Genomic DNA, 25,747 nt, shown 5'->3' on the forward strand with positions numbered 1-25,747 from the left:
TACGGCGGCTCCGGGCGGTACGGCTGTTCCCGGTGGGACCGCCGCTGCCGCACCTGGTGGAACTGCCGCCGCCGCTCCCGGCGGTACAGCTGCCGCCGCTCCTGGCGGAACCGCCACCGTCCCGGGGGGCACCGCCGCCGCCCCAGGTGCTGCGGGGGCTCCCGGCACCGCGGCGCCCGCCCCCGCAGCTCCCGGCACAGCGGCACCGGCAGGCGCGGCTCCCGCAGCCGCGGCCGCCTCCGCGAGGGCGGCCGCTCCCAAGCCCGCGCCCGCGCCCGCGGCCGCGGCGGCACCGGCAGCGGCGCCCGTCGCACCGGCGAGGGTGGCGACCCCCGTACCGGCGGCCGCCACCACGCCTGGGGCCGCCCCGGCCCCGACACCTACGCCCCCCGGAACAGCCGGAACAGCCGGAACGGCTGCAGCACCCGCAGCACCCGCAGCACCCGGCACACCGGGCACACCCAGCACACCCGCCACACCCGCCACCGGCGCCGCGATCCCCGGCGGCAGCAGCACCGGCGGCAACGGCGGCACCACCGCCCCCGGCACCGGCGGCAACGGCGGCACCACCGCCCCCGGCACCGGCACCACACCAGGTGGCAGCGGCACCCCCGGCACCCCGGGAACACCCGGAGCGGGCCCCGGCGGGCCCGGCGGAGCGGGCGGAGCCGGTGGGCCCGGGGGTCCCGGCGGGGGCGGGGCCGGGCGGGGCCGGGGGGCCCGTACCGCGAACGGCGCCACCGCGCGGGCCACCAGCGTCGGCGGCGGCACGGGCCGCTCGCACGTCGGGCCCAGCGTGAACAGCCGGTCGCTGCCCCGCACCTCGGGCGCGCTCCGGTACGTACCGGGCCGCAGCCCCTCCAGTCGCGCCACGCACACCACGACGCCCCCCGGCGGCAGCGCCTGCGGCACTGCGGGGCGGCCCCCGCAGCTCACCGGCGGGTTGCCGAGCGCCGCGTCGGTGAGCCGGGCGCCGTACACGGTGCGGTTTCCGGGGTTGGTGACGGTGTACCGCACGACCGCGCCGGCCGCCCCCGCCCCCGTGTCCCGTACCGCGACGCCCACGGCGAGCGTCAGCGCCCCGCCCACGCCCCGGTACGCGGCCCTGGCGGACGCCTCGACGCGCATCCCCAGCGACGGCACCTGCGCGCGGGCGCGCACGGTGACGGCGTGGTGCCCCGGCAGGGCCGGCACCCGCGAGATGCAGGTGACGGACGTCAGCCCGCGCATCCAGAAGCCCTGCCCGCCCGGGCAGCGCACGGCGCCCGCCGGTACGGCCGGGTCGTGGACGGTCACCCGGTGCAGGTCGGCACCGGAGCGATTGGTCACCCGGTACCGCTTGACCACGACGTGGCCGACCCGGATGCCGATGCGCTCCGCCTCCGGCGTCGGGTGCTTGTTGACGGTGACCGAGAGCCCGAGGGCGTGCTTGCCCACCCCGTCCGCGGCCGCCCGCGGGGGCCGCGACGCCAGGGGCCACCCGCTCGCGTGCGCCACCAGGAGCAGGGCTCCGGCGGCGAAGAGCAGGGGTCTGGCGCGCGTCATGGACCTGGGCCGGGCGGCGTCCGTCACGGCAGCAGCGTTCGTCATATGCCGGAGTCCCGAAAGCCGGGCGACTCCCGGTTGCGCTGTTCGTGCGGCGGGTGCACCACGATGGACGAGCGGCAACCCTCCTGTGCGGCGACCTTGCTGACCGACCCTCATCTCCCGGGTCGGTACCCTGCTCCCAGGGTCGATCGGGTTTGATCGGGATAGAGGTTGGTGCGCACGTGCTGGTGGCGGATCGGTACCGGTTGGAGTCAGCCATCGGCCGTGGCGCAATGGGCGAGGTCTGGCGGGCCACGGACGAGGTGCTCGGCAGGCCGGTGGCCGTCAAGCTGATGCTCGGCGACGACGCCGACTCGCAGGCGGCGGCGCGCTTCCGGCTGGAGGGCCAGACGGCGGCCCGGCTCAGCCACCCCCACGTGGTCGCGGTCTTCGACTTCGGGGCGTGGGAGGGCCGCTTCTACCTGGTGATGGAGTACGTCGAGGGCCGCAGCCTCGCGCAGGAGCTCGCCGCCGAGGGCCGGCTGCGCGCTCCCCGCGTGGCGGCCATCGCCGCGCAGACGGCGGCGGGCCTGGCCGTCGCGCACCGGCAGGGCATCGTCCACCGGGACATCAAGCCCGGCAACCTGATGTCCGACGTGGACGGCACGGTCAAGCTCGGCGACTTCGGCATCGCCCGGTTCGTCGACGATCCCGCGGCCGCGCTCACGACGGCGGGGCAGATCGTCGGCACGAGCCTCTACCTGGCTCCGGAGCGGGCGCTGGGGCGCCCGGCGGGCCCGGCGTCCGACGTGTACTCGCTGGGCTGCGTGCTGTACCAGCTGGCGACGGGCCGCCCGCCGTTCCAGGCGGACACGGCGACCGCCACGCTGTACCAGCACATCGACACCCCGCCGGTGCCGCCGCGCGGGCTGGGCGCGGACGTACCGCCCGCCTTCGAGGCGTACCTGCTGGGAATGCTCGCCAAGCAGCCGGAGGACCGGCCGTCGGCGCAGCAGGTCGCGGACTGGTTCGGCTCGGGTGCCTGGCAGGGCCGCGCGGAACCGATGCCCGCGCCGATGCCGGCCCCCATGCCGGCTCCCATGCCGGGGTCCGCTCCCCGGCCGGGGCCGGCCCACGCGCCGGCACCCCGGCGGGCGCAGAGACCCGCGCCCATGCCCGCGCCCGCCCCCATGCCGGCTCCGGCCCCGGCGCAGGCGCCGGCCACGTACGCGCTGCCCCGGACCGCCCCGGGCGGCGGGCGGGGGCGCCGGGCCGCGCCCGCCCCGCAGCGGCTCGGTGAGGCGCGGGCGTTCGTCAGCCGGCGGCCCCGGGTCGCGAGCGCCATCGCGGGCGCGGTGGCGTTCGTCGCCGCCGTCCTGGCCGGCATGGCGCTGTTCTCACCCGACAGCAGCTCCGCCGACACGCCCCCGCGCCAGGTGACGACGGTGCCCGGCGCGCCGGAAGCCGGCGCCGCCGAGGACTGAGCCCCGCCCGCCGCCGAGGACTGAGCCCCGCCCCCGCCCCGGCGTCAGGACACCTCGGTCATCCTCGGCATCTCGCCCTCGGTGCGCTCCATGTCGATGACGGAGAATGCCGCGCCCTGCGGGTCGGTCAGCGACGCGAACCGCCCGAACGGCGTGTCCATCGGCCCCCACCGCAGCACCCCGCCGCGCGCGGTCGCCCTCGCGACCGCCGCGTCGCAGTCGTCGACGGCGAAGTACACGTTGATGTACGGCGGGACCTCCGGCGGGAAGTCGCTCGTCATCCGCATCCGGCCGAGCACGGTGTCGTCGCCGACGTCGAAGACGACGAAGTCGATGTCCTCAGGCGCCTCCATCCGCTTGACCCGGTACGGGAAGACGGAGGCGAAGAAGGGATCGGCCTTCTCGGGGTCGCGGGTGAAGACCTCGGCCCAGCAGTACGCGCCGCGCACGCCCCGCGCGGCGAAGCCCTCGTGGATGCCCGCCTGCCAGACGCCGAAGACGACGCCGCCGGGGTCGCGGGCCAGCACCATCGTGCCGAAGTCGCCGACGGTCATCGGCCCCATGACCACCTCGCCGCCGCTGTCGCGGATCTTGCGGGCGGTGGCCTCGGCGTCCGGCGACGCGAAGTACAGGCACCACGCCGACTTGCTCTCCTGGCCCTCCTGCCCCGGCATGGGCGGTACGACGGCGGCGACGGCCTTCCCGTCCGCGTACGCCTCCGTGTAGTCGCCGTACTCCGACGTCGCCTCGCCGAAGGTCCAGCCCAGTACGTCACCGTAGAAGCTCTTCGCGCCCTCCAGGTCGGTGAACATCGCGTCCGCCCAGCAGGGGGTGCCCTCAGGTAGTACCGCCATGGTCTTCCGTCTCTCTCCGACTCGACACCTCGAACGTGGTCCCTTTTGTCACGCTAATGAGGCATCCGTCGGTGCGCGCGCCGAGGCGGAAGGTAAACGGCCGCTAATTCTCCGCCGGGGCGCCTGTCCTCCGCGCATGACGAGGTGCCATAATGCGGATGTAGCCCATCGTGCATCCCCCGTCGCGATGGGCTACATCCTTGTACGGGGCACACTCCGTCGGGCCCCGCCTGCACACGGCTGTCCACACGGGCAAGGGACTCCCCTCGTGGCCCCCCGCCCGTGTTTTTTCGAGTTAACAGTGACGTAGAGTGCTTGCGCAAGTCCGGATTCGACGCGGAAGCGAGAAGCTCCGCTGTGTCGCTGGTGCAAAGGCGCCACCGTTCCGGGTCGGTTACAGTACGAGCCCGTTGACCGCACTCGACTATCGCGCAACGTGGGGACCCGGATGACCAACGGTGAAGAACGCACGCCCGAGCTACGGACGTTGCAGCAGAAGGTCGAGTACATGGTCGAGAAGACCTTCCCCGGCCAGAAGGTCTCGGGGCGCTTCTTCGCGGACCTCGTCAAACAGCGCGGCGGTTCCCTGTCGCACAGTTACTTCTCCAACATCCTGGCCGGCAAGGTCACCCACCCCTCCGAGGACATCCTCAAGGCGCTCGGCCTCGGCTTCGGCGTCGACTGGCGCTTCTTCAAGGACGAGTCCGAGGTCGTGGACGACGTCGTCGCCGGACTGCAGTTCCTCGCCAAGCGCCGCACCGGCGAGATCAGCGGCGTGGCGGCGCGCGGCAACGACGAGGACGGCATCCCGGCGGAGCTCCTGGAGTTCGCGCTCTCCCTGCTGGAGGAGACGAAGAAGAAGGAGGACGGGGGCGACGGGCAGGGCCGGTAAACTCGCCGACCGCATGTCACACGCACGCGTGACCACGGCGCGTGGACAGTCGGACGGACGTAAGAGGCAGCATCCATGTCCCTGCGCAAACTGCGCAAAGAGTGCGAAGCCGGTCTGGCGGACCTGCCCATCCCCGCCCCCTTCACCATCGAGGCGCTCGTCGCCAACATGGAGGCGGCCCGGGGCCGCACCATCGTGCTGCGCGAACTCCCCGACCGCCTGGCCCGCGTCAACGCCGCCTGCGGGCTGCGCCTCACCTCCGGGAACACCAGCTTCGTCCTCTACCGCCGCCGCCCCACCGCGTACCAGACGCAACACGTCATCCTGCACGAGCTGTGCCACGAGTGGTTCGACCACGGCACCAGCCTCGACGCCGAGCAGCTGCGCCGCCTCCTCCCCGTCTTCGACACCTCGCTGATCGCGCGCGTCCTCCACTCGGGCGCCACCGTGCAGGCGCGCGCGCAGTACGACACCCATGACGAACGGGTGGCCGAGTTCGGCGCCTCGCTCATCCCCCGGATGGCCCGGGACGTGACGAGCGACGACATGGTGGGGCGCCTCGCGAACTCGCTCTCCCGGCCCGTCGCCCACCGGCGGCGCGGCCTCTTCCGCCGTACCAAGAAGGATTCGTCGTGAAGGACTCGTCGTGAAGGACTCGTCGTGAAGGACCCCTCGTGACCGCCCTGGACATCGCCGGTTACCTCATAGCCGGCCTCATGACCGCCGTCGCGCTGTGGCGCATGCCCGCCGCCCTGTGGGGCGACGAGGAGGACAAGCGCCGCCGCGCCCTGTGGGGGTGCTACGCCGGGTTCGCCGCGGCCCTGTGGACCAAGACCCACGCCGTGCGCATCGGGCTCAACAACAGCCCCGTCGTCGACCTCGCCGTCCTCATCAAGCACTACACGGCGACCATCGCGATCCTCGCCATCCTCAGCTACATCGTCGCCATCTACGGCCACTACCCGGAGGGCGGCGCCGTGCCGCGCCACGTGCGGTTCGCGCGGATGGTGCAGCACGTGGCGGCGAAGGCGTCCGTCGCCACGCTGATCCTGCTGACCGTGCTCTTCTTCACCGTCGTGGACCGGTCCGTCCCCTCCGACCGCTTCGTCTCGGACCACGCCGGGCAGTGGGGCGCCACGCTCTACATGAGCGTCTTCTACCTCTACCTGGGCGCGGCGTCCGCCGTCTGCGCCTACCAGTGGGCCCTGGCGACCGCGGGTGCCACGCTGCGCCACCTGCGGGTCGGGCTCGGCATGATGACGTTCGCCATGTTCATCGGCGTCGGATACACCGTCAGCCGGACGCTGTTCCTGTGGATCAGCGTCGTCGAGCAGCCCAGCCACGCCTTCGCCCAGACCTTCGACAAGGTGACGGAGTTCGCGCAGGTCGTGCTGTTCGCCTTCTTCGCGGTCGGCGCGTCCATCCCGGCGTTCAGCAAGGGCTGGCGGCGCGTGAAGCTGTGGCGGGCGCAGGCGAGACTGCACCCGCTGTGGCGGGAGTTGATGGTCGCCTTCCCCGACCAGCCCTTCGAGCCGCCGGCCTCGCTCGCGCGCGAGCTGACCCGGTTCGGGACCCCGGCCGACCTGCGCGTGGACCGCTGGGCCGCCGACATCGCGGACGCGGTCGAGAAGCTGCGGCACTACGTCCCCGACGGCCTGGTCGACGCGGCCCGCGCGGCGGCGGGCGGCGAGCCGGGGCCGCTGGCGGACGCGTACTGGATCAAGGCGGCCCTCGCCGCCAAGGCGGCCGGCGCGCCCGCCGGGAGGGCCGCGGCCATCGAGGCGAAGCACGCCACCGACCAGGACGACGAGGTGGCGTGGCTCGTCTGCGTCGCGGGGGCGTACCGGACGGTCGACGGGGAGCGGGCGGCCCGGCTCGCGGAGCTCGCGGAGGAGCGCGCATGAGCGGCACGACCGAGCGGACCGAACCCGGCGCGGACATCGAGCCCGGCGAGGGCGTCCAGCCCCCCGAGGGCATCGGGTCCGGCGCGGGAATCGAGTCCGCCGAGAGCCTGGAGCCCGCCGAGCCGAAGCGGGTGGCCCGTACCGTCACGGACGTCCTGCAGCCCCGCAACGTCCTGCTGGTCGGCATGACGGTCATCGGCTACGCGTCCGCCGGCCACTGGAGCGGCCTGCTGTGGGGCCTCCTCGGTGCTCTGTGCGCGGGCCTCATCCCCGCCGGGTACATCGAGTGGGAGCGGGGGCGCGGCACCTGGGGCGACCGGCACGTCGTCGACCGGACCAAGCGCGCGCCGATCTTCTTCGTGATCCTCGGGTCCATCGGCACCGGCTCCCTGGTCATGACCCTCGGCCACGCGCCGACCGGCATCCTCGTCGCGATGCTGGCGCTGTGGGCGATGACGGTGGGCCTGCTGGCGGTCAACACCGTCTGGAAGATCTCCGTCGACTCCGCCGTCGCCTCGGCGGTCGTGGCCCTGCTCTCCGCGGTCCACTCCCCCTGGTGGCTCCTGGCCTACGCCATGACGGCCGCCGTGTGCTGGTCCCGCGTGGCGCTGCGGTACCACACGGTCGCCCAGACGGTGGCGGGCGCGAGTCTGGGCGCGGCGACGGCCGCGGCGTTCCTGCTGGTCTGAGTTCTACGCGGCGGAGGTCCACGCGGCGGAGGGCCGGCGCTGCCGCCGGGGGCAGGTCGCGCAGGTGTCCTCCGGCCGCAGCGTGTAGAGCAGGCAGCAGCTCACGCGGGTGCGTGTCGGCTCGCCGCACGCCTCCGGCGCCGGGTCCGGGCGGAAGGCGGCCGCGCCCGGGAGCGGGGCCGTGCCGCCCGGAAGCAGGGCGTCGGCGGCGCGCGCGGCGGCCCAGGGGTCGCCGAGCCCGCGCCCCAGGTGCCACAGGCCCTGCGCAAGCGCGTCGGTGACCAGGGCCCACATGCCGCGTTCGCCCCGCCGTACGAGCGGCCGGAACGCCTCCAGGACCGGGGCCAGGTGCGCGGCCACCGCCGCGCGCAGCTCGGCCTCCAGGACGGCCTCGGACGCGGCGGCGACGGTCTCCGTCCCAGGCGCCACCACGAGCCGCCGCGTCCGCCAGCCGTACGTCACGCCGTCGGCCGTCAGGCGCGGCACCCGGCGCTCCAGGTACCAGGGGCCGCTCATGGCGAGCGCGGCGGTGAAGGCGTACCGGTGCAGCACCCAGGTGGGCGCGACGTCGGGCCGCGGCCGTACGCCGTAGGTCTCGTGGATGCGCCGCTCCTCGGCCGCGACGAGCGTCGCCACGGCGTCGGGGTCCTCCGCGAGCCGCCGGGCGCGAACCCAGTCGCCGCTCGGGGCGGGCTGCTCGGCCACCTCCATCCGCAGGTACGGCGAGGCGGCGGCCATCCGGCGGTACGCATCGGCGACCGGCGCCAGGGCGGGGCGCTGCGGCAGTACGGCGGTGGCGGGCATACACATCCTCGGGGAGGCGGAGTTAGGCAAGCCTTGCCTCATTATTATCAGCCGTCACATCGGTGCGCGCGCCGAACGGTCACTCCGTGGCGCTCACCGCACCAGCGCCGCCCCCGCGAACACCGCCGCCAGACCCGCCGCCACGCTCGCCGCCACGTTGACGACCGCGTACGGCTTCGCGCCCGTCTCGGCCAGCCGGAGCGTCTCGTACGAGAACGTCGAGTACGTGGTCAGCGCCCCGCACAGCCCCGTCCCCAGCAGCAGCTGCGCCTCGGACGCGGCGCCGGTCAGCAGGCCCAGGAGCAGGCAGCCGGTCACGTTGACCGTGAAGGTGCCCCAGGGGAAGACCGAGTCGTGGCGGGCCTGCACGGCCCGGTCGGTCAGGTACCGCAGCGGCGCGCCGACCGCGCCGCCGACGATCACAAGGAGCCAGTTCACCCGGTCACCACCACCGGACGGCCTCGCTTGTCTCCGGCGCCCGCCCTCACGGCACCGCCCTCCGCACCAGCGCCCGGCGCGTCAGCCGGGCCGCCGCCCAGACGCCGGCGAGCGCCACCAGCACCGTCGCCGCCAGGTAGGCCAGCGCGGTCGCGGTCTCGCCCCGCCGCAGCAGCCGCTCGATGTCCACGGCGTACGTCGAGAACGTCGTGAACCCGCCCAGCACACCCGTGCCGAGGAACGGCCGCACCAGCCGGTGCACCGGGACCCCGCCCTCCGTGATCACCACCAGCAGGACACCGATGAGCGCGCAGCCCACGCCGTTGATCCCCAGCGTGGCCCACGGGAAGCCGCCCGGCGCCGCCGGCCACGCCAGCGACACCCCGTACCGGCCGGCGGCCCCCAGCGCGCCCCCGGCCGCCACCGCCCCCACGACGACGAGCTCCTCATTCCGTACGACACCCATGGGGCCAGGGTGTCAGGCCGGTCTCAGGGACTCACCGGCTCCCGGTCCGCAGGACCTCCGCGAGGAACGCGTCCAGCTCCACGTGCTCCTCGCCCGCCGGCACCGCCGCGTACGTCCGGTCCAGGAAGCCCCGCATCGACGGCGCCCACGCCGTGAAGACCGCGCTGTGCATCAGCTCGATGCACAGCTCCTCGCGCGTGCCGTTCACCTCCGGCCACACGCGTACGTCCCCCTCACCGACCGCGCCGCCCGTCACGCCCTCCAGCGCGTCGCGCAGCATGTCGCGGTCCAGCCGCCACTCGGCGTAGGTCCAGCCGCCGTGCGTGAAGTTGACGGTGACGGCGTACGGGTCCTGGGGGTCGTACGCCATGTGCGCCAGTACGGGGATCTCCTGGCCCGTCTGCGGGAGCAGCCGCATGAAGACCTTGTCGCGCAGGACCGCGTCCGCTTGCATGTCGTCCCTCCGGGAGAGCTCGTCCGGTCGGTTCGGTGCCGGTCGGTTCGGTGCCGGCCGGTTCGGTGCCCGAGCTTTCCCAGTGCCCGCCCAGCGGCGATTGATGCGGCCGGGGCACGCTGTCGTCCGTACGGCGCACTCGCCCTGCGGGGCTGACGGCGGCTTTTTAACGTGACTGAATGATCGTCAGCTCGCTCGCGGCCGCCGCCCTCTACCTGGGGCCTTCCCTTCTGCCGGCCCTCCCGCCCGCCGCGCCGCCGTTCCCGGTGGAGCCCGCACCGCCGCGCCCCGCCGCGGCCGTGGACGCGTCCCTCCTGCACCGTCCCGGCACCCAGGTCCGCCTGCCGCCGGGCGTGGCCCGGCCGCCGGTGCTGAGCGCCCGCTCGTGGCTGGTCGCGGATGCCCGCAGCGGTGCGGTGCTCGCCGCACACGACGCGCACAAGCGGCTGCCGCCCGCCTCCACGCTCAAGGTGCTCTTCGCGCTGGCCGCACTGCCGGGGCTGTCGCCGGAGCGACCGCACACGGTCAGCAGGCACGAGCTGACCGGGATCGGTGACGGCAGCAGCCTGGTCGGCATCAAGGAGGAGATCACCTACCGGGTGGCGGACCTGTGGCGCGGGGTGTTCCTCAGCTCCGGCAACGACGCCGTGCGCGTGCTGGCGGGCCTCAACGGCGGCTGGGCGGCCACCGTCCGCGAGATGCAGGCCACCGCCGAGGCGCTCGGCGCCCGCGACACCCGGGTCGTCTCCCCGGACGGCTACGACGCGCCGGGCCAGGTCTCGTCCGCGTACGACCTCGCCGTCTTCGCCCGCGCGGGCCTGCGCGACCCGGACTTCGCCCGCTACTGCGCGACGCCGTACGCGAAGTTCCCGGCGGGCAGCTGGTCGTACGGCATCCGCAACACCAACCGGCTCCTCACCGGCGACGACGGCGTGGCCCGCTACCCCGGCATCCTCGGCGTGAAGAACGGCTACACCAGCGGCGCCGGCCACACCCTGATCGCCGCCGCCCGCAGGGACGGGCGCACGCTCGTCGTCACGGTGATGAACCCGCGCTCCGGCGGCGCGTACGCCGTCTACGAGGAGGCGCGCAAGCTGCTCGACTGGGGCTTCGCCGCCGCCCCGCGCGCCCACCCGGTCGGCTCCCTGCTGCCGCCCGCGAAGCGGCGCCCCGACGCCTCCACGGCCCCCGTGGCGGCCGGTGCCCCGGCCTCGGCGCCGGCCTCGGCCCCGGCCGCGCCGAAGGCCCCGGCCCAGGCCCAGGCCCAGGCCCAGGCACCCGCCGGGGACGACGGCCCGCATCTCTTCCTGCCGGCCACCTTCGTCATCTCGGCGTGCGTCGCGGCGGCCACGCTGTGGTGGGTGCGGCGGCGCGTGGACACTCCGTTGGAGTAATGATCTGCGAAACGGGCTACTCATGACGTGCTCGGGGCCCCTCCCGGAAGGACCGATGCCATGCGTGTGTCCCGACACCTGATCACCGGCGCCTGCGCCGGCGTCCTCGCCGTGGGCGCCGCGTTCTCCGCCCCGGCCGCGGCCGCCCCGGCCTCCGCCCCGGCGGCCCTGCACACGCCCCAGCCGGCGCCCACCCCATCGCCGACCTACCGCGTCGGCGAGGCCATCACGAGCGTCAAGGGGCTGCCGTTCTGCGGCCTGCGGCAGGGCAACGCCTTCGTGATCATCGACCAGGGCCGGGCGATCGTCGTGGACGGCACCGGGCACTTCGTCCAGGCCATCCTCAAGCCGGGCGAGAGCAACCGCGAGTACAAGGTCACGTTCCACAAGGACGGCAAGAGGGTCACCTACACGCCCGACGGTGCCGCCAAGCCGGTCACCGAGGTGTGCAAGCCGCTGAAGTGAGCGGGCAGGTGAGCGGGCACGTGACCGGGCGCGGGCCCGCGGAGGTCCGTGACACGACGGCCCCGGACGCGGGAGCGTAGTCCCGTACGCACCCGCGTCAGGAGGCCGCCGCCATGCCCGTCCCCGTGATCCTGGACTGCGACCCCGGCCACGACGACGCCTTCGCGATCATGCTCGCCGCCGCGCACCCCGCCGTCCGGCTGCTCGGCATCACCACCGTCGCCGGGAACCAGACGGTGGAGAAGACGACCCTCAACGCCCGCCGCGTCTGCACCGTCGCCGGGATCGAGGGCGTGCCCATCGCCGCCGGCCTCGCGGGGCCGCTGCACGGCTCCGGGATCGTCGCGCGGAACATCCACGGCGAGTCCGGGCTCGACGGGCCCGGGTTCGGGGAGCCGACCGTGCCCGTCGACGACCGGGACGCCGTGACCTTCCTGCACGACACGCTCCTCGCGATCCCCGAGCCCGTGACGCTGGTACCGACCGGCCCGCTCAGCAACATCGCCGCGCTGCTGCTCGCCCACCCCGAGCTGGGCGGGCGGATCGGCCGCATCGTGCTGATGGGCGGGTCGACGGGGCGCGGCAACAGGACCCCGGCGGCCGAGTTCAACGTCCTGTCCGACCCGGAGGCCGCCGACATCGTCTTCACCAGCGGCCTGCCCGTCACCATGATCGGCCTGAACGTCAGCCACAAGGCGCTCGCCACCCCCGACGTGGTCGCCCGCATCGACGCCCTCGGTACGCCGCTGGCGCGCCTGTGCACCGAGCTGCTCACGTACTTCGGCGCCACCTACCGCGAGGTCTTCGGCTTCCCGGCCCCGCCGCTGCACGACCCGCTGACCGTCGCCCACCTCATCGACCCTGGCCTCGTCACGCTCGTCCACGCGCCCGTCGCCATCGAGCTCACCGGCACGCACACGCGCGGCGCCACCGTCGTCGACCTCGACGGGGTCACGGGCGCCGCGCCCAACGCGTACGTCGGCGTCGACGTGGACGTCCCCGCCTTCTGGGACCTCATCGTCGACGCCGTACGCGTCCTGGGCGCCCGCTGATCAGCGCCGCAGCGCCCACTTCTGGACGGATTCGAGCGGGCCGTGGGAGAAGCGGCGCAGCCACAGCGTCGAGCCCACCATCAGCACCGCGCACACCACCGCCCACAGGCCCATCACCCACCACGGCCGCCAGGAGTCGCCCAGCCGGGTGGCCAGGCCCAGGCCGATGCCGTACGAGGCGAGCATGCACAGCAGGTTCTGCAGCACGTACCCGGACAGGGCCGTCCGGCCCACGGAGGTGAGTCCGGTCATCAGCGGCCCCGGGCGGCGCACCCGGTCCACCAGCGCCCCGATGAGCCCGATGTAGCCGACGGCCATGAGCGGCGCCGCGCCGTAGCGGCCCAGCAGGAAGTAGTCCGGACCGGCCAGCGCCACCGCCACGTTGAGCGGCGCGCCGAGCCCGAGGCCCCAGGCCAGCAGCCGCGCCCGCAGCCGCCGCGCCGCCTCGTCCGCGCCGAAGGCGCCCGCCCGGAAGAGCCGTACGCCCAGCAGGAAGAGGAACAGCAGGAGGAAGAAGCTCAGCACCGGCTCCAGGCGCAGCGCGATGGCGTTCTCCAGCCGGAAGGCGACCTGGTCGAGGTAGCCGCCGTGCGCGTACAGCTCGGCGACGGCCGGGGAGACCGCGTCCCCGCCGGCGCCGCCCGGGTCGTTGTCGGCGGTGGCCAGCACCGCCGTCAGCAGGCCCATGAGCGTCAGGTGCACGCCGGCCGCCCACCACATCACCCGGCGCCGCGCCCGCTCGGAGCGCGTCAGCAGCCACGCCACCAGCAGCGCGGTCACCGCGTACCCCATGAGCACGTCCCACGCGAAGACCAGCACGAAGTGCACGGTCCCCTCCGCGAAGAGGAACAGCGCCCGCCACTTGTACCGCCCGGGCCACGGCTGCCCGCGCCGCGCGGCCGAGGCGTACTGGATGGCGAGCCCGGCGCCGAAGAGGATCGTCAGCAGCGACAGGAACTTCCCGTCCGCCAGCAACCGGAACACCCCCTCGGCGGCCTCGGGGAAGGACCCGAACGTCACCTGCCCGAGGCTCCCCTGCAGCACGCCCCACTCGGCGCCGCGGGCCGTGAAGACCCAGACGTTGGTCATGAGGGTGCCGAGGATGGCCGCTCCGCGCAGGACGTCGAGGAGGGCGAGCCGTTTCGTGCCGGTCCGTACGGGAGCGCGCAGTGTGTCGGTCATGCGTTCCATCGTTCCGGCGCGCCCCGCCGGAATCGTCGTGAGGACGGACGAACCGGGACTACATCGAACGATGCAGCCCCCAGTGGCTCAGTCGTACACCTCGCCGACCTCCAGCACCCGCGCCGTGACGCGCCCGTCCGGTGCGCGGTCCGGGTCCGCCAGGAAGGCGCGGTAGGCGTCCTCGGACGGGAAGGCCAGCAGGTGGACCTCCGACCGGCCGTCCGGCGTGCGCAGCCGCCGCTCCAGCCGGCCGCCGTGGCGGGGCAGGAGCTCCAGCGTGCGCTCCTCGTGGGCGAGGGCGTCCTCCACGGCGTCGGCCGGGTAGTCCAGCACCACGGCCACCTGGAACGGCGGGGCCGCCGCCGAGGGGTCCAGCGGCTTCTCGAAGTACACGTCGACGTGGCCGCCCGGGACGCCCCGGACGCGTCCCGTCTCGACGTACCCGAGGCGCCGGTAGAAGGCTGGCGCCTGGAAGGTGTACGAGGAGACCGTCATGCGTGCGCAGCCGCGCCGCCGCGCCTCGTCCTCGGCCGCCCGCATCAGCCGGGTGCCGAGGCCGGTGCCCCGCTGGTCCTCGCGGACCCACAGCATGTCGACCGCGCCGAGGCCGCCCCACGTCCAGCCGGTGAGCCCGCCGACCACCTCGCCGGTCGTGCCGTCCGTGGCGCGGACGTACACGTCGGTGTGGTCGTCGGCGCCGGTGGCCGCCGTGTTGAACGCCGTCAGCTCGCGGTCGAGGAGCTCGTCCAGCTCCTCGTCCTCGGCGGAGACGGTGAGGTCCACGCCGCCGGTCACTTGTCCTCCAGGTCGCCCTCGGTCTCCAGGAAGACCTGCTTCAGCTGCTCCAGGACCTGCGGATCGGGCTTGGCCCACATGCCGCGCGACTCGGCCTCCAGGAGCCGCTCGGCGATGCCGTGCAGGGCCCAAGGGTTGGCCTCCTGGAGGAACGCGCGGTTCTCCGGGTCGAGGACGTACGCCTCCGTCAGCTTGTCGTACATCCAGTCGGCGACGACGCCGGTCGTGGCGTCGTACCCGAAGAGGTAGTCGACGGTCGCCGCCAGCTCGAACGCGCCCTTGTAACCGTGGCGGCGCATCGCCTCGATCCAGCGCGGGTTGACGACGCGGGCGCGGAAGACGCGCGAGGTCTCCTCCACGAGCGTGCGGGTGCGGACGCTCTCCGGTCGGGTCGAGTCGCCGATGTACGCCTCGGGGGCCGTGCCCTTGAGCGCGCGGACGGTCGCGACCATGCCGCCGTGGTACTGGAAGTAGTCGTCGGAGTCCGCGATGTCGTGCTCACGGGTGTCGGTGTTCTTGGCCGCCACCGCGATGCGCTTGTACGCCGTCTCCATCTCGCTGCGGGCGGGCTTGCCCTCCAGGCCGCGCCCGTACGCGTACCCGCCCCACACCGTGTACACCTCGGCGAGGTCGGCGTCGGTGCGCCAGTCGCGCGAGTCGATCAGCTGGAGGATGCCCGCGCCGTACGTCCCCGGCCGGGAGCCGAAGATGCGGGTGGTGGCGCGGCGTTCGTCACCGTGCTCGGCGAGGTCGGCCTGCGCGTGGGCCCGTACGTAGTTGTCCTCGGCCGGCTCGTCGAGCGAGGCGGCGAGGCGCACGGCGTCGTCCAGCAGCCCGATGGTGTGCGGGAAGGCGTCCCGGAAGAAGCCCGAGATGCGCAGCGTCACGTCGACGCGCGGGCGGCCCAGCTCCGCGAGCGGGATGGGCTCCAGGCCGGTGACGCGGCGCGAGGCGTCGTCCCAGACGGGCCGGATGCCGAGGAGGGCGAGCGCCTCGGCGACGTCGTCGCCCGCGGTGCGCATCGCGCTCGTACCCCACAGGGACAGGCCGACGGAGGTGGGCCAGTCGCCGTTGTCGGTGCGGTAGCGCTGGAGCAGCGAGTCCGCGAGGGCCTGGCCGGTCTCCCAGGCGAGGCGGGAGGGGACGGCCTTGGGGTCGACGGAGTAGAAGTTGCGGCCGGTCGGCAGGACGTTGACCAGGCCCCGGAGGGGGGAGCCGGAGGGGCCGGCCGGGACGAAGCCGCCGTTGAGGGCGTGCACGGCGTTGTCGAGCTCGTCGGTGGTGGCGGCGAGGCGCGGGACGACCTGGCGGGCGGCGAAGTCGAGGATCCGCGCCACGTCCGGGCCGTGGCCCTCGGCCACCCGGGCGACCGCGGCGGGGTTCCAGTCGGCGGCCTCCATCGCCTCGACCAGCGCGCGGGCCTTCTCCTCGGCGTCGTCGGCGGTGGTGCGGGTGGCGGCGGACTCGTCGAGGCCGAGGGCCTCGCGCAGGCCGGGCAGGGACTGCGTACCGCCCCAGATCTGGCGGGCACGGAGGATGGAGAGCACCAGGTTGACCCGCTCGGGGCCGGTCGGGGCGCCGCCCAGCACGTGCAGGCCGTCGCGGATCTGCGCGTCCTTGACCTCGCAGAGCCAGCCGTCGACGTGGAGCAGGAAGTCGTCGAAGCCGTCGTCGTCCGGCCGGTCCTCAAGGCCGAGGTCGTGGTCGAGCCGGGCGGCCTGGATCAGCGTCCAGATCTGGGCGCGGATGGCGGGCAGCTTGGCCGGGTCCATGGAGGAGATCTGCGCGTACTCGTCGAGCAGCTGCTCCAGGCGCGTGATGTCGCCGTACGACTCGGCACGCGCCATCGGCGGCACCAGGTGGTCGATGAGCGTGGCGTGGGCGCGGCGCTTGGCCTGGGTGCCCTCGCCCGGGTCGTTGACGAGGAACGGGTAGATCAGCGGCAGGTCGCCGAGCGCGGCGTCGGGGCCGCAGGCGGCGGACAGGCCGGCGTTCTTGCCGGGCAGCCACTCCAGGTTGCCGTGCTTGCCGAGGTGGACCATGGCGTCCGCCCCGAAGCCGCCGTCGGCGGCCGGGGTGGCGATCCAGCGGTACGCGGCCAGGTAGTGGTGCGACGGCGGCAGATCGGGGTCGTGGTAGATCGCGATCGGGTTCTCGCCGAAGCCGCGCGGCGGCTGGATGAGGATGAGCAGGTTCCCGCGCCGCAGGGCGGCGAGGACGATGTCGCCCTCGGGGTTGCGGGAGCGGTCGAGGAACATCTCGCCGGGCGGCGGGCCCCAGTGCCGCTCGACGCTCTCGCGGAGCTCCTCCGGGAGACCGGCGTACCAGCGCTTGTAGTCGGCGGCCGGGATGCGGACCGGGTTGCGGGCGAGCTGCTCCTCGGTGAGCCACTCCTGGTCGTGGCCACCGGCCTCGATGAGCGCGTAGATCAGCTCGTCGCCGTCGCCGGAGGCGAGGCCGGGGACCTCGTCCGTGCCGAAGTCGTAGCCCTCCTCGCGCAGCCGGCGCAGCAGCGCGACGGCGGAGGCGGGGGTGTCGAGGCCGACGGCGTTGCCGATGCGGGAGTGCTTGGTGGGGTACGCGGAGAGGACCAGCGCCAGGCGCTTGTCGGCGTTCGGGATGTGGCGCAGGCGGGCGTGGCGCACGGCGATCCCGGCGACGCGCGCGGCGCGCTCGGCGTCGGCGACGTACGCGGGCAGGCCGTCGGCGTCGATCTCCTTGAAGGAGAACGGCACCGTGATGAGCCGCCCGTCGAACTCGGGTACCGCGACCTGGCTGGCGGCGTCGAGCGGCGAGAGCCCCTCGTCGTTCTCCTCCCAGGCGGAGCGCGGGCTCGTCAGGCACAGCGCCTGGAGGATCGGTACGTCGAGGGCGGCGAGCGCGCCCGCGTCCCACGACTCGTCGTCGCCGCCGGCCTGGGCCTCGGCGGGCTTGGTGCCGCCGGCGGCGAGGACGGTGGTGATGACGGCGTCGGCGGTGCGCAGGGTGTCCAGCAGCTCGGGCTCGGGGGCCCGCAGGGACGCCACGTACAGGGGCAGCGCCTGGCCGCCCGCGTCCTCGATGGCGTCGCACAGGGTGTGGACGAAGGCGGTGTTCCCGCTCATGTGGTGGGCGCGGTAGTACAGCACGGCGACCGTCGGGCCGGTGGCGGTGCGCGCGGTCCGCTCCAGCGGGCCCCAGGTGGGCGCGGCAGCGGGCGGCTCGAAGCCGTGGCCGGTGAGGAGGACCGTGTCGGACAGGAAGCGGGCGAGCTGCTCCAGGTTGTCCGGGCCGCCGTGGGCGAGGTAGGCGTGCGCCTCGGCCGCGATGCCGATGGGGACGGTGGAGGTCTCCATGAGCTGGGCGTCGGGGGCCTGTTCGCCGGTCAGCACGACCAGCGGCTTGCCGCTCGCGCGCAGGGCGTCGAGGCCCTCCTCCCAGGCGCGGATGCCGCCGAGGAGGCGTACGACGACGAGGTCGGCGCCGTCCAGCAGCCCGGGCAGGTCGTCGAGCGGGAGCCGGGCGGGGTTGGCGAACCGGTACGCGACCGGGCCTTCGGCCGCGCGGGCGCTCAGCAGGTCGGTGTCGGAGTGCGACAGCAGCAGGATCACGGCGTGCCGGGCCTTCCTCGGGGTGTCCTCGCCCCGGGTGGTCGTGGGTGGCGGGAGTTCCTGACTCGTCCGTCGTCTCCGTTGTCGGCGTCGCCCCCGCTGTCAGCCGTCAGCTGTCAGCGGAGTCGTCGGCCGGGTCGTCGGCGGACTCACAGTGGCGGGACCGCGCCGGATTCCCACCGGGCTTCCTCCCTAGGGCCCTGGGACCCTGTGCCGTCTGCATAGTAGAGGCTGCGCGTATGCTCGCCGCCATGCCGCCCAGCCCACCCATGCCTCAGGACCGGGGCGAAGCTCACATACGGGACAGCGCGCGGGACCGTGACCGTGACCGCGTACGCGACCGTGGTGACGCCTGCCCCGGCGCGCTGCGGCTGCACCGGGCCGACGACGGTGCGCTGGCCCGACTGCGCATCCCCACCGGCGTACTGACGCCTCGTCAGGTGCGCGCGCTGGCCGACGTGGCGGACCGGCTCGGCGACGGGCACCTCTCCCTCACCTCGCGCGGCAACCTCGAACTGCGGGGCCTCGGCGAGGGCTGCGGGCTCGGCCTCGCGGAGCTGCTGCGGGACGCCGGACTGCTGCCGGAGTCCGAACGGCACGAGCGCGTACGGAACATGGTCGTCTCGCCGCTCGCCGGCCCGGAGGTGCGGGCGTGGGCCGCGCGCCTGGACGCGCTGCTGTGCGCCGAGGAGTGGACGCTGGAGCTGTCCGGACGCTTCCTCTTCGCCGTGGACGACGGCCGGGGGGATGTGGCGGCGCTGGCCCCGGATGTGACGTTGCTCGCAGAACCGGCGGGCACGGCTCTCGTGCAGGCCGGCGGCCCGGGCGCGTACCGGGTCGCGGGCGCCGACGCGCCGCGGGCCGCGCTGGCGGCGGCGGAGGCGTTCCTCGCGGCGGCCCGGGAGGCGGGCACGGGCGCGTGGCGGGTGCGGGAGCTGCCGGCGGGGCAGGACGTGGACGTGGCGGGACACCTGCGGCGGGCGTCGATCGCGGCGGAGCCCGTGCGGGATGCCGTGGTCCCGGCGGGCGCACCTCTCGCGCCCGGGCTGGTCGGCGAGGACACGGTCTCGGTGCTGGCGCGGCTGGGCCGGGTGACGACGGCGCAGTTCCGGGCGCTGCTGCCGGCCGAGGAGGTGCGGGTCACGCCGTGGCGCGGTTTCGTACTGCCGGGCCTCCCGGACCGGGCGGCCGCGGAGGAGCGGCTGCGCGCGCTGGACGGGGCCGGGTTCCTCACGCGCGCCGACTCGCCGTGGGCCGGCGTGACCGCCTGCACGGGCCGGCCGGGCTGCGCGAAGGCCCTGGCCGACGTACGGGCGGACGCGCGCCCGGTGGACGGCGGCCTGCCGGTCCACTGGTCGGGCTGCGCGCGCCGGTGCGGCCATCCCCAAGGCGTCGCGTGGGTGGACGTGGTGGCGACCGCCGAAGGCGCGTACCAGACGACCGTGACCGTACAAGGACCGACGAGATGAGCGAGAGCAGAGTGTTCGACTACGAGAAGGACGGGGCGGAGATCTACCGCCAGTCCTTTGCCACGATCCGCGCCGAGGCGGATCTCGCGGGCCTGCCGGCCGACGTGAGCCAGGTCGCCGTGCGGATGATCCACGCCTGCGGCATGGTCGACCTCGTCCGCGACCTCGCCTACACGCCCGACGTCGTCGCCCGCGCCCGCGAGGCGCTGCGCGCCGGGGCGCCGATCCTCTGCGACGCGCAGATGGTCGCGAGCGGTGTCACGCGCAAGCGGCTGCCCGCCGGCAACGACGTGATCTGCACGCTCTCCGACCCGTCCGTGCCGGCCCTCGCCGCCGAGCTGGGCACCACGCGCAGCGCCGCCGCGCTGGAGCTGTGGCGCGATCGCCTGGAGGGGTCGGTCGTCGCGATAGGCAACGCCCCGACCGCGCTCTTCCGGCTCCTGGAGATGATCGACGCGGGCGCGCCGCGCCCCGCGGCCGTGCTCGGCATCCCGGTCGGCTTCATCGGCGCGGCCGAGTCGAAGGACGCGCTGGCGGCCTTCCCCGGTCTGGAGTCCCTGGTGGTCCGGGGCCGGCGGGGCGGCAGCGCGATGGCGGCGGCGGCGATCAACGCGATCGCGCACGAGGCGGAGATCCAGGCATGACGGGCATGACGGGCACGACGGGCACGACGGCCATGAGCGGGAAGCTGTACGGGGTCGGGCTGGGCCCCGGCGACCCGAACCTGATGACGGTGGCGGCGGTGAAGGCCATCGCGGCCGCCGACGTGATCGCGTACCACTGCGCGCGCCACGGCCGCTCGATCGCCCGGTCCATCGCGGCGGAGCACATCCGCGAGGACCAGATCGAAGAGCGGCTGATGTACCCGCTGACGGTGGAGACCACCGACCACCCGGGCGGCTACCGGGGCGCGCTGAACGACTTCTACGAGGAGGCGTCGGCCCGGCTCGCCGCCCACCTGGACGCCGGCCGCACGGTCGCGGTCCTGGCGGAGGGCGACCCGCTCTTCTACGGCTCGTACCAGCACATGCACAAGCGCCTGGCGCACCGCTACGACACCGAGGTCATCCCGGGCGTCACGTCGGTGAGCGCGGCGGCGGCCCGGCTCGGGGAGCCGCTGTGCGAGGCCGAGGAGGTGCTGACGATCATCCCCGGCACGCTGCCGGAGGACGAGCTGACGGCGCGGCTCGCGGCCACGGACTCGGCGGTCGTGATGAAGCTCGGCCGGACCTTCCCCACGGTGCGGCGCGCGCTGGAGCGGGCGGGCCGGCTGGAGGACGCCCGGTACGTGGAGCGGGCGTTCATGTCCGGTGAGCGCACCGGGGAGCTGGCCTCGGTCGATCCGCAGACGGTGCCGTACTTCTCGGTGGCGGTGCTGCCGTCGCGCATCGACGCGGAGGTCCCGGAGGCACGGGAGACCGCCGGCGAGGTCGTGGTCGTCGGCACCGGCCCGGCGGGCGCGCCGTGGCTGACGCCGGAGTCGCGCGGGGCGCTGGTGAACGCCGACGACCTCGTCGGCTACACCACCTACCTGGACCGGGTGCCGGTGCTCCGGCCGGGCCAGCGGCGCCACGGCTCCGACAACAAGGTCGAGTCCGAGCGCGCCGAGTTCGCCCTGGACCTGGCCCGGCGCGGCCGCCGCGTCGCGGTGGTCTCGGGCGGCGACCCGGGCGTCTTCGCCATGGCGACGGCGGTCCTGGAGGTCGCCTCCCAGGACCCGTACCTCGACATCCCGGTCCGCGTCCTGCCGGGCGTCACGGCCGCGAACGCCGCCGCGGCGAAGGCGGGCGCCCCGCTGGGCCACGACTACGCGACGATCTCCCTCTCGGACCGCCTCAAGCCCTGGGAGGTCATCGCCGAGCGCCTGCGCGCGGCCGCCTCGGCGGACCTGGTCCTGGCCCTCTACAACCCCGGCTCCCGCTCCCGCACCTGGCAGGTCGCCAAGGCCCGCGAGCTGCTGCTGGAACACCGCGCCCCCGACACCCCGGTGGTCGTCGCCCGCGACGTCGGCGGCCCGGAGGAGTCGGTCCGCGTCCTGCCGCTGACGGACCTCGACCCGACGGAGGTCGACATGCGCACGCTGCTGCTGATCGGCTCTTCCCAGACGCAGTCGGTGCGGCGGGCCGACGGTTCCGACCGCGTGGTGGCGTGGACGCCGCGGAGGTACCCGGAGGGGTGAGGTCGAGCGCGGGGAGCGTCTGGCGACGGGGGCTTCCCGGGGGGTACGTCGAGCATGGCAGCAGAGGCGCCGCGCCGCACTGGTGCTGGCCCCCGCACCGGCTGTCGGGTCCGCCGGATGGGCGGGACCGGGCCGGTCGGGGATCGTCGAGGCATGACCACTCGCACCTTACGAACCCTCGCGCTCGCCGTCGCCGCGTCGGCGGTCGCCGCGACGCTGACCGCCTTCACCGCGCCCTCCGCCGGGGCCGCCGCTCCCGCCCTCGCGTGGGGCTCCTGTACGCACAAGGGAGCGGTGCCCGGGCAGGAATGCGCCGATCTGACCGTGCCGGTCGACTACCACGAGCCCGACGGCCCGCAGCTCACCGTCGCCGTCTCGCGCCTGCGCAGCGAGCGCCCCGAGGCCCGGCGCGGGACGCTGCTGGTGATACCGGGCGGGCCCGGCGGCTCCGGGGTGCGCATGCTCTCCCAGAAGGGCGAGGCGCTGCGGAAGGAGCTGTCCGGGGCGTACGACCTGGTCGGCCTCGACCCGCGCGGCGTTGGCGGCAGCACCACCGCGAGCTGCCGCCTGCCCGAGGCCGACCGGCACCTGGTGACGCTGCGCTCGTGGCCCTCCCCGGACGGCTCCATCGCCGAGAACGTCACCCGCTCCCGGCGCGTCGCCGAGGCGTGCGCCCGCCACGGCGGCCCGGTGCTGCGCAGCCTCACCACGGCGAACGAAGTACGCGACATCGACCGGTTCCGCGAGGCGCTGGGCGAGGAGCGGCTGTCGGCGTGGGGCGTGTCGTACGGGACGTACGTCGGCGCCGTGTACGCGCAGAAGTACCCGCACCGCACGGACCGCTGGGTCCTGGACAGCAGCGGTGACCCGGACCCCTCGCGCGTGGCGCGCGGCTGGCTGGCGAACATGGCGCGGGGCGTCGAGGACCGGTTCCCCGACTTCGCGGCCTGGGCCTCGGCTCCCACGACCCCGGAGCACCTACGCCTCGCGGACCGCCCGCAGGACGTGCGCCCGCTGTTCCTCGCCCTGGCGACCGAGCTCGACCGCTCACCCCGTACGACCACCACGCCGGGCGTCCCCCTGACCGGCAACCGCCTGCGCCAGTCCCTCCAGAACGCCCTCACCGCCCAGCACTTCGCCCCCCTCGCCGGCCTCATCCGCGCCGCCCAGGACCCCCAGGCGATACCGGCCCTCACCCCCGACGTCGCCGGCCCCCTCAGCGACGCCGACGCGGCCGTCACCCTCGCGGTCGTCTGCAACGACGTCCGCTGGCCCTCCTCGATACCCGCTCACCAACGCGCCGTGACGACCGACCGCGCCCGCCACCCCCTGACGGCCAGCATGCCGGTGAACATCACGCCCTGCTCCTTCTGGAAGGACGCCCCCGCGGACAAGCCCACCCGCATCACCGACGAAGGTCCCTCCAACATCCTGATGCTCCAGAACCTCCGCGACCCCGCCACCCCGTACGTCGGCGCCCTGAAGATGCGCGAGTCCTTCGGCGACCGCGCCCGCCTGGTCACGGTCGACGCAGGCGGCCACGGGTCCTACCTCGCCAATGGCAACGCCTGCGGCGACGCCGCGGTGACGGACTTCCTCCTGACCGGCGAGCGCCCGAACCGCGACACGTACTGCCCTGGTACCTGACGGCAAGGGGGTTGCACAGCTGTGTCAGGGCTGGTGGCTTCCGGCGATGACCGCGACCTTCCACTCGGAGGTTCCCCCGGCCACCCGGATCACGAGGCGCTGGACCTCCTTTTCCACGTGAACGACCCCCCCGGTACGAACTCCGTCGCAGGCGACCGGGTGGGAATTGCCGGCGCCGTCTCGATTTCCGATGGACACCTTGCCCTTACCCGCACAGGCCGCGTAGACCGTGTAGGCCCCGTCCTCCGGGGTGAACGCGGGCAGTTCCCTCTCGCCGTCGCCCGTGGTCTCGGCCACCAGGATCCGTGCCCGTGGGGGCAGGTCCAGGCTGAGTGACGGTGCGGAAGGCGCCTGTGTGGGCCGGCCCGACGGGGCTGTCGGACGGGCCTGGTCCGGCCCCTTCGCCTCAGGCCGGTCGGAGCAGCCCCCGACGAGGAGCAACGCGGCCACGGCGGCAGCGGTGAGGAGGTAGCGACGCAAGAGGTCTCCTAAGGGTGAGGACAGGTTCCTGGACCAGCGCCACCGCGCACAGGGCCGACGCAAGCCTTGTCGTCGGCCGCCGCCGCGCGGCGGTCACTCGGTGCCCGGCCCGTCGGTCAGGGCAACCGCCCAAGCCACCGCCTCCTCCACCGTTCCCACCGACGCGACCCCCGCCGGCACCGGTGGCCGTCGGACCACGACGACCGGGAGGCCGGCCTCGCGGGCGGCCGTCAGTTTCGGGGACGTCGCGGTGGAGCCGCTGTCCTTGGTGACCAGGACGTCGACGGCGTGGCGGCGCAGCACCTCGCGCTCGCCCTCCAGGGTGAAGGGCCCGCGGTCGAGGAGGACCTGCAGGTGGGGCGGGAAGGGGGGCTCCGGGGGGTCGACCGAGCGGAGGAGGAACCAGGCGTCGGTGACGTGGGCGAAGGAGGCGAGGCCCATGCGGCCCGTGGTGAGGAAGATGCGGCGGCCCAGCCGCCGGGCCGTGTCCGCCGCCTCGGGGAGGGTGTCCACGAGGTGCCAGTCGTCCCCCTCGACGGGGGCCCACCCGGGACGGCGCAGGGCGAGCAGGGGAACATGGGCTGCGGCGGCCGCCCGGGCCGCGTTCGAGCTGATGGTGTCCGCGAAGGGATGAGTGGCGTCGATGACCGCGTCCACCTGGTGTGCGCGCAGCCAGCGGGCGAGGCCCTCCGCTCCGCCGAAGCCGCCGATCCGCACCTCGCCCGGGGGCAGCCGCGGGGCGGCCACGCGGCCCGCGAGCGAGGTGGTCACCCGCACGGCGGCATGCGCGTGCAGGGACTCGGCCAGGCGGCGGGCCTCGGTCGTACCGCCGAGGAGGAGTATGTGCACGGTGACGGTCCATGGGTGAGGCGACGGGTGGGCGCAGTGCGCAACTCAAGCACACCGGGCTCCGTTCCGGGTGGACGACCGGGGCCTGTGCCACGGCGGCCACGACCGCCGCGTACACCGCGCTGCTCACCGGGGACTTCCCCGACCCGGTGACCATCAGCCTGCCGAAGGGGCAGACACCCGCCTTCGCGCTCGCCACCGAGGAGCTGGCGGACGGCCGCGCCATGGCCGGGATCGTCAAGGACGCCGGGGACGATCCCGATGTGACGCACGGGGCACTGATCAGGGCTACGGTCCGGACGCTCCCGCCGGGCGCCGGCGTGGTGTTCCGCGCCGGGCCGGGCGTCGGGACGGTCACGCGGCCCGGGCTGCCGCTGGAGGTGGGCGAGCCGGCCATCAACCCCGTGCCCCGGCAGCTGATGCGCGAGCACGTCGCCCGCGTCGCCGCCGCGCACGGCGGCACCGGTGACGTCGAGATCACGGTCTCGGTCGACGACGGCGAGGAGATCGCCCGTTCCACGTGGAACCCCCGCCTCGGGATCCTGGGCGGGCTGTCCATCCTCGGTACGACCGGGGTCGTCGTGCCGTACTCGTGCTCCGCCTGGATCGACTCCATCCGGCGCGGCGTGGACGTCGCCCGGGCGGCGGGCCGCACGCACCTCGCCGGGTGCACGGGCTCGACGTCCGAGAAGACGGTCGTCTCCCTCTACGGGCTGCCCGAGGACGCGCTGCTGGACATGGGCGACTTCGCGGGCGCGGTGCTGAAGTACGTACGCCGGCACCCGGTCGAGCGGCTCACCATCTGCGGCGGCTTCGCCAAGCTGTCCAAGCTGGCCGCCGGCCACCTCGACCTGCACTCGGCGCGCTCCCAGGTCGACAAGGGGTTCCTCGCGGAGCTGGCCCGCGCGGGCGGCGCCGACGAGGAGCTCGCGGCGCGGGTGGCGGAGGCCAACACCGGGCTCGCCGCACTGCAGCTGTGCGCCGCGCGGGGCGTGCCGCTGGGCGACCTGGTCGCCGACACCGCCCGCGACCAGGCCCTCGCCGTGCTGCGCGGCGCCCCGGTCGCGGTGGACGTGGTCTGCATCGACCGGGCCGGGACGGTCGTCGGCCGCAGCGAGGTGAAGGGCTGAAGC

Annotated in this window: 23 protein-coding genes, 1 pseudogene and 1 riboswitch; of the genes and pseudogenes, 13 read left to right on the forward strand and 11 right to left on the reverse strand. The window is 74.6% G+C overall.

The annotated features are described in order from the left end of the window. Positions 1-1,590: pseudogene (locus AB0A69_RS23960) on the reverse strand (hypothetical protein); the annotation flags it as partial. A 179-nt stretch (positions 1,591-1,769) separates the two neighbouring features. Here AB0A69_RS23960 and AB0A69_RS23965 point away from each other — a divergent pair. Beyond that, a complete protein-coding gene (locus tag AB0A69_RS23965; protein WP_361425517.1) occupies positions 1,770-3,011 on the forward strand; it encodes a serine/threonine-protein kinase in 1,242 nt (413 codons plus the stop codon). Positions 3,012-3,055: 44 nt separating this feature from the next. Here the strand turns inward: AB0A69_RS23965 and AB0A69_RS23970 are convergent, their stop codons facing one another. Then, positions 3,056-3,865, reverse strand: a complete 810-nt coding sequence (locus AB0A69_RS23970; protein ID WP_361425519.1) for a VOC family protein — start codon at positions 3,863-3,865, stop codon at positions 3,056-3,058. A gap of 448 nt (positions 3,866-4,313) precedes the next feature. Here AB0A69_RS23970 and AB0A69_RS23975 point away from each other — a divergent pair, with 448 nt between their 5' ends. From AB0A69_RS23975 to AB0A69_RS23990, 4 genes are all read left to right on the forward strand, one after another. Beyond that, a complete protein-coding gene (locus AB0A69_RS23975; protein ID WP_361425521.1) occupies positions 4,314-4,757 on the forward strand; it encodes a hypothetical protein in 444 nt (147 codons plus the stop codon). A 75-nt stretch (positions 4,758-4,832) separates the two neighbouring features. Further along, a complete protein-coding gene (locus AB0A69_RS23980; RefSeq protein ID WP_361425524.1) occupies positions 4,833-5,393 on the forward strand; it encodes a toxin in 561 nt (186 codons plus the stop codon). Positions 5,394-5,431: 38 nt separating this feature from the next. After that, a complete protein-coding gene (locus AB0A69_RS23985) occupies positions 5,432-6,661 on the forward strand; it encodes an MAB_1171c family putative transporter (RefSeq protein WP_361425527.1) in 1,230 nt (409 codons plus the stop codon). After that, positions 6,658-7,350, forward strand: coding sequence for a hypothetical protein (locus AB0A69_RS23990; protein WP_361425530.1), 693 nt, complete (start codon positions 6,658-6,660; stop codon positions 7,348-7,350). The genes AB0A69_RS23985 and AB0A69_RS23990 overlap by 4 nt, the downstream gene beginning before the upstream one ends. Before the next feature lie 3 nt (positions 7,351-7,353). Here the strand turns inward: AB0A69_RS23990 and AB0A69_RS23995 are convergent, their stop codons facing one another. The 4 genes from AB0A69_RS23995 to AB0A69_RS24010 all read right to left on the reverse strand — a co-directional run bounded on the left by AB0A69_RS23995 (position 7,354) and on the right by AB0A69_RS24010 (position 9,512). Next, positions 7,354-8,154, reverse strand: coding sequence for a (2Fe-2S)-binding protein (locus AB0A69_RS23995; RefSeq protein WP_361425532.1), 801 nt, complete (start codon positions 8,152-8,154; stop codon positions 7,354-7,356). 93 nt (positions 8,155-8,247) lie between these two features. Further along, positions 8,248-8,592 (reverse strand): fluoride efflux transporter CrcB, encoded by a 345-nt coding sequence (gene crcB, locus AB0A69_RS24000; protein ID WP_361425535.1) that lies wholly within the window; start codon positions 8,590-8,592, stop codon positions 8,248-8,250. 46 nt (positions 8,593-8,638) lie between these two features. Then, positions 8,639-9,058 (reverse strand): CrcB family protein, encoded by a 420-nt coding sequence (locus tag AB0A69_RS24005; RefSeq protein WP_361425538.1) that lies wholly within the window; start codon positions 9,056-9,058, stop codon positions 8,639-8,641. 31 nt (positions 9,059-9,089) lie between these two features. Then, entirely contained in the window at positions 9,090-9,512 is a 423-nt protein-coding gene (locus AB0A69_RS24010) for an SsgA family sporulation/cell division regulator (RefSeq protein ID WP_361425541.1), read from the reverse strand. A gap of 179 nt (positions 9,513-9,691) precedes the next feature. On the opposite strand from AB0A69_RS24010, the gene AB0A69_RS24015 reads away from it, so the two are divergent. The 3 genes from AB0A69_RS24015 to AB0A69_RS24025 all read left to right on the forward strand — a co-directional run bounded on the left by AB0A69_RS24015 (position 9,692) and on the right by AB0A69_RS24025 (position 12,423). Continuing rightward, complete coding sequence (locus AB0A69_RS24015) at positions 9,692-10,906, forward strand: serine hydrolase (RefSeq protein WP_361425544.1); 1,215 nt, start codon at positions 9,692-9,694, stop codon at positions 10,904-10,906. Between the two features lie 60 nt (positions 10,907-10,966). Beyond that, on the forward strand, positions 10,967-11,371 hold the full coding sequence (locus tag AB0A69_RS24020) for a hypothetical protein (protein WP_361425547.1): 405 nt from the start codon (positions 10,967-10,969) through the stop codon (positions 11,369-11,371). Between the two features lie 113 nt (positions 11,372-11,484). Then, complete coding sequence (locus tag AB0A69_RS24025) at positions 11,485-12,423, forward strand: nucleoside hydrolase (protein ID WP_361425550.1); 939 nt, start codon at positions 11,485-11,487, stop codon at positions 12,421-12,423. On the opposite strand, the gene AB0A69_RS24030 is transcribed toward AB0A69_RS24025, so the two are convergent. The 3 genes from AB0A69_RS24030 to cobN all read right to left on the reverse strand — a co-directional run bounded on the left by AB0A69_RS24030 (position 12,424) and on the right by cobN (position 17,990). After that, entirely contained in the window at positions 12,424-13,605 is a 1,182-nt protein-coding gene (locus AB0A69_RS24030) for a DUF418 domain-containing protein (protein ID WP_361425553.1), read from the reverse strand. 87 nt (positions 13,606-13,692) lie between these two features. Then, complete coding sequence (locus tag AB0A69_RS24035) at positions 13,693-14,400, reverse strand: GNAT family N-acetyltransferase (protein ID WP_361425556.1); 708 nt, start codon at positions 14,398-14,400, stop codon at positions 13,693-13,695. Next, positions 14,397-17,990, reverse strand: a complete 3,594-nt coding sequence (cobN, locus tag AB0A69_RS24040) for a cobaltochelatase subunit CobN (RefSeq protein WP_361425559.1) — start codon at positions 17,988-17,990, stop codon at positions 14,397-14,399. The genes AB0A69_RS24035 and cobN overlap by 4 nt, the downstream gene beginning before the upstream one ends. A gap of 54 nt (positions 17,991-18,044) precedes the next feature. Beyond that, a riboswitch (cobalamin riboswitch) is annotated at positions 18,045-18,185 on the reverse strand. 56 nt (positions 18,186-18,241) lie between these two features. Between cobN and AB0A69_RS24045 the strand changes: the two genes are divergently transcribed. The 4 genes from AB0A69_RS24045 to AB0A69_RS24060 all read left to right on the forward strand — a co-directional run bounded on the left by AB0A69_RS24045 (position 18,242) and on the right by AB0A69_RS24060 (position 23,285). Next, complete coding sequence (locus AB0A69_RS24045) at positions 18,242-19,459, forward strand: cobalamin biosynthesis protein CobG (protein WP_361425562.1); 1,218 nt, start codon at positions 18,242-18,244, stop codon at positions 19,457-19,459. Beyond that, entirely contained in the window at positions 19,456-20,103 is a 648-nt protein-coding gene (locus AB0A69_RS24050; protein ID WP_361425565.1) for a precorrin-8X methylmutase, read from the forward strand. Before AB0A69_RS24045 ends, AB0A69_RS24050 begins: the two co-directional genes overlap by 4 nt. A 32-nt stretch (positions 20,104-20,135) precedes the next feature. Further along, positions 20,136-21,638 (forward strand): precorrin-2 C(20)-methyltransferase, encoded by a 1,503-nt coding sequence (locus AB0A69_RS24055; protein ID WP_361425822.1) that lies wholly within the window; start codon positions 20,136-20,138, stop codon positions 21,636-21,638. A 153-nt stretch (positions 21,639-21,791) separates the two neighbouring features. After that, a complete protein-coding gene (locus tag AB0A69_RS24060; RefSeq protein WP_361425568.1) occupies positions 21,792-23,285 on the forward strand; it encodes an alpha/beta hydrolase in 1,494 nt (497 codons plus the stop codon). A 24-nt stretch (positions 23,286-23,309) separates the two neighbouring features. On the opposite strand, the gene AB0A69_RS24065 is transcribed toward AB0A69_RS24060, so the two are convergent. Together AB0A69_RS24065 and AB0A69_RS24070 are read right to left on the reverse strand one after the other, a co-directional pair. Continuing rightward, positions 23,310-23,582: a hypothetical protein gene (locus AB0A69_RS24065; RefSeq protein WP_361425571.1), complete on the reverse strand. Its 273-nt coding sequence runs from the start codon at positions 23,580-23,582 to the stop codon at positions 23,310-23,312. 276 nt (positions 23,583-23,858) lie between these two features. Next, positions 23,859-24,614 (reverse strand): cobalt-precorrin-6A reductase, encoded by a 756-nt coding sequence (locus AB0A69_RS24070; protein ID WP_361425574.1) that lies wholly within the window; start codon positions 24,612-24,614, stop codon positions 23,859-23,861. Positions 24,615-24,625: 11 nt separating this feature from the next. On the opposite strand from AB0A69_RS24070, the gene AB0A69_RS24075 reads away from it, so the two are divergent. After that, the gene (locus tag AB0A69_RS24075; RefSeq protein ID WP_361425577.1) at positions 24,626-25,744 is read left to right on the forward strand and encodes a cobalt-precorrin-5B (C(1))-methyltransferase; all 1,119 of its coding nucleotides are present in this window, start codon (positions 24,626-24,628) and stop codon (positions 25,742-25,744) included. Positions 25,745-25,747 lie beyond the last annotated feature (3 nt).

The organism is Streptomyces sp. NPDC045431 (genome assembly GCF_040646655.1).
Lineage (GTDB): Bacteria > Actinomycetota > Actinomycetes > Streptomycetales > Streptomycetaceae > Streptomyces.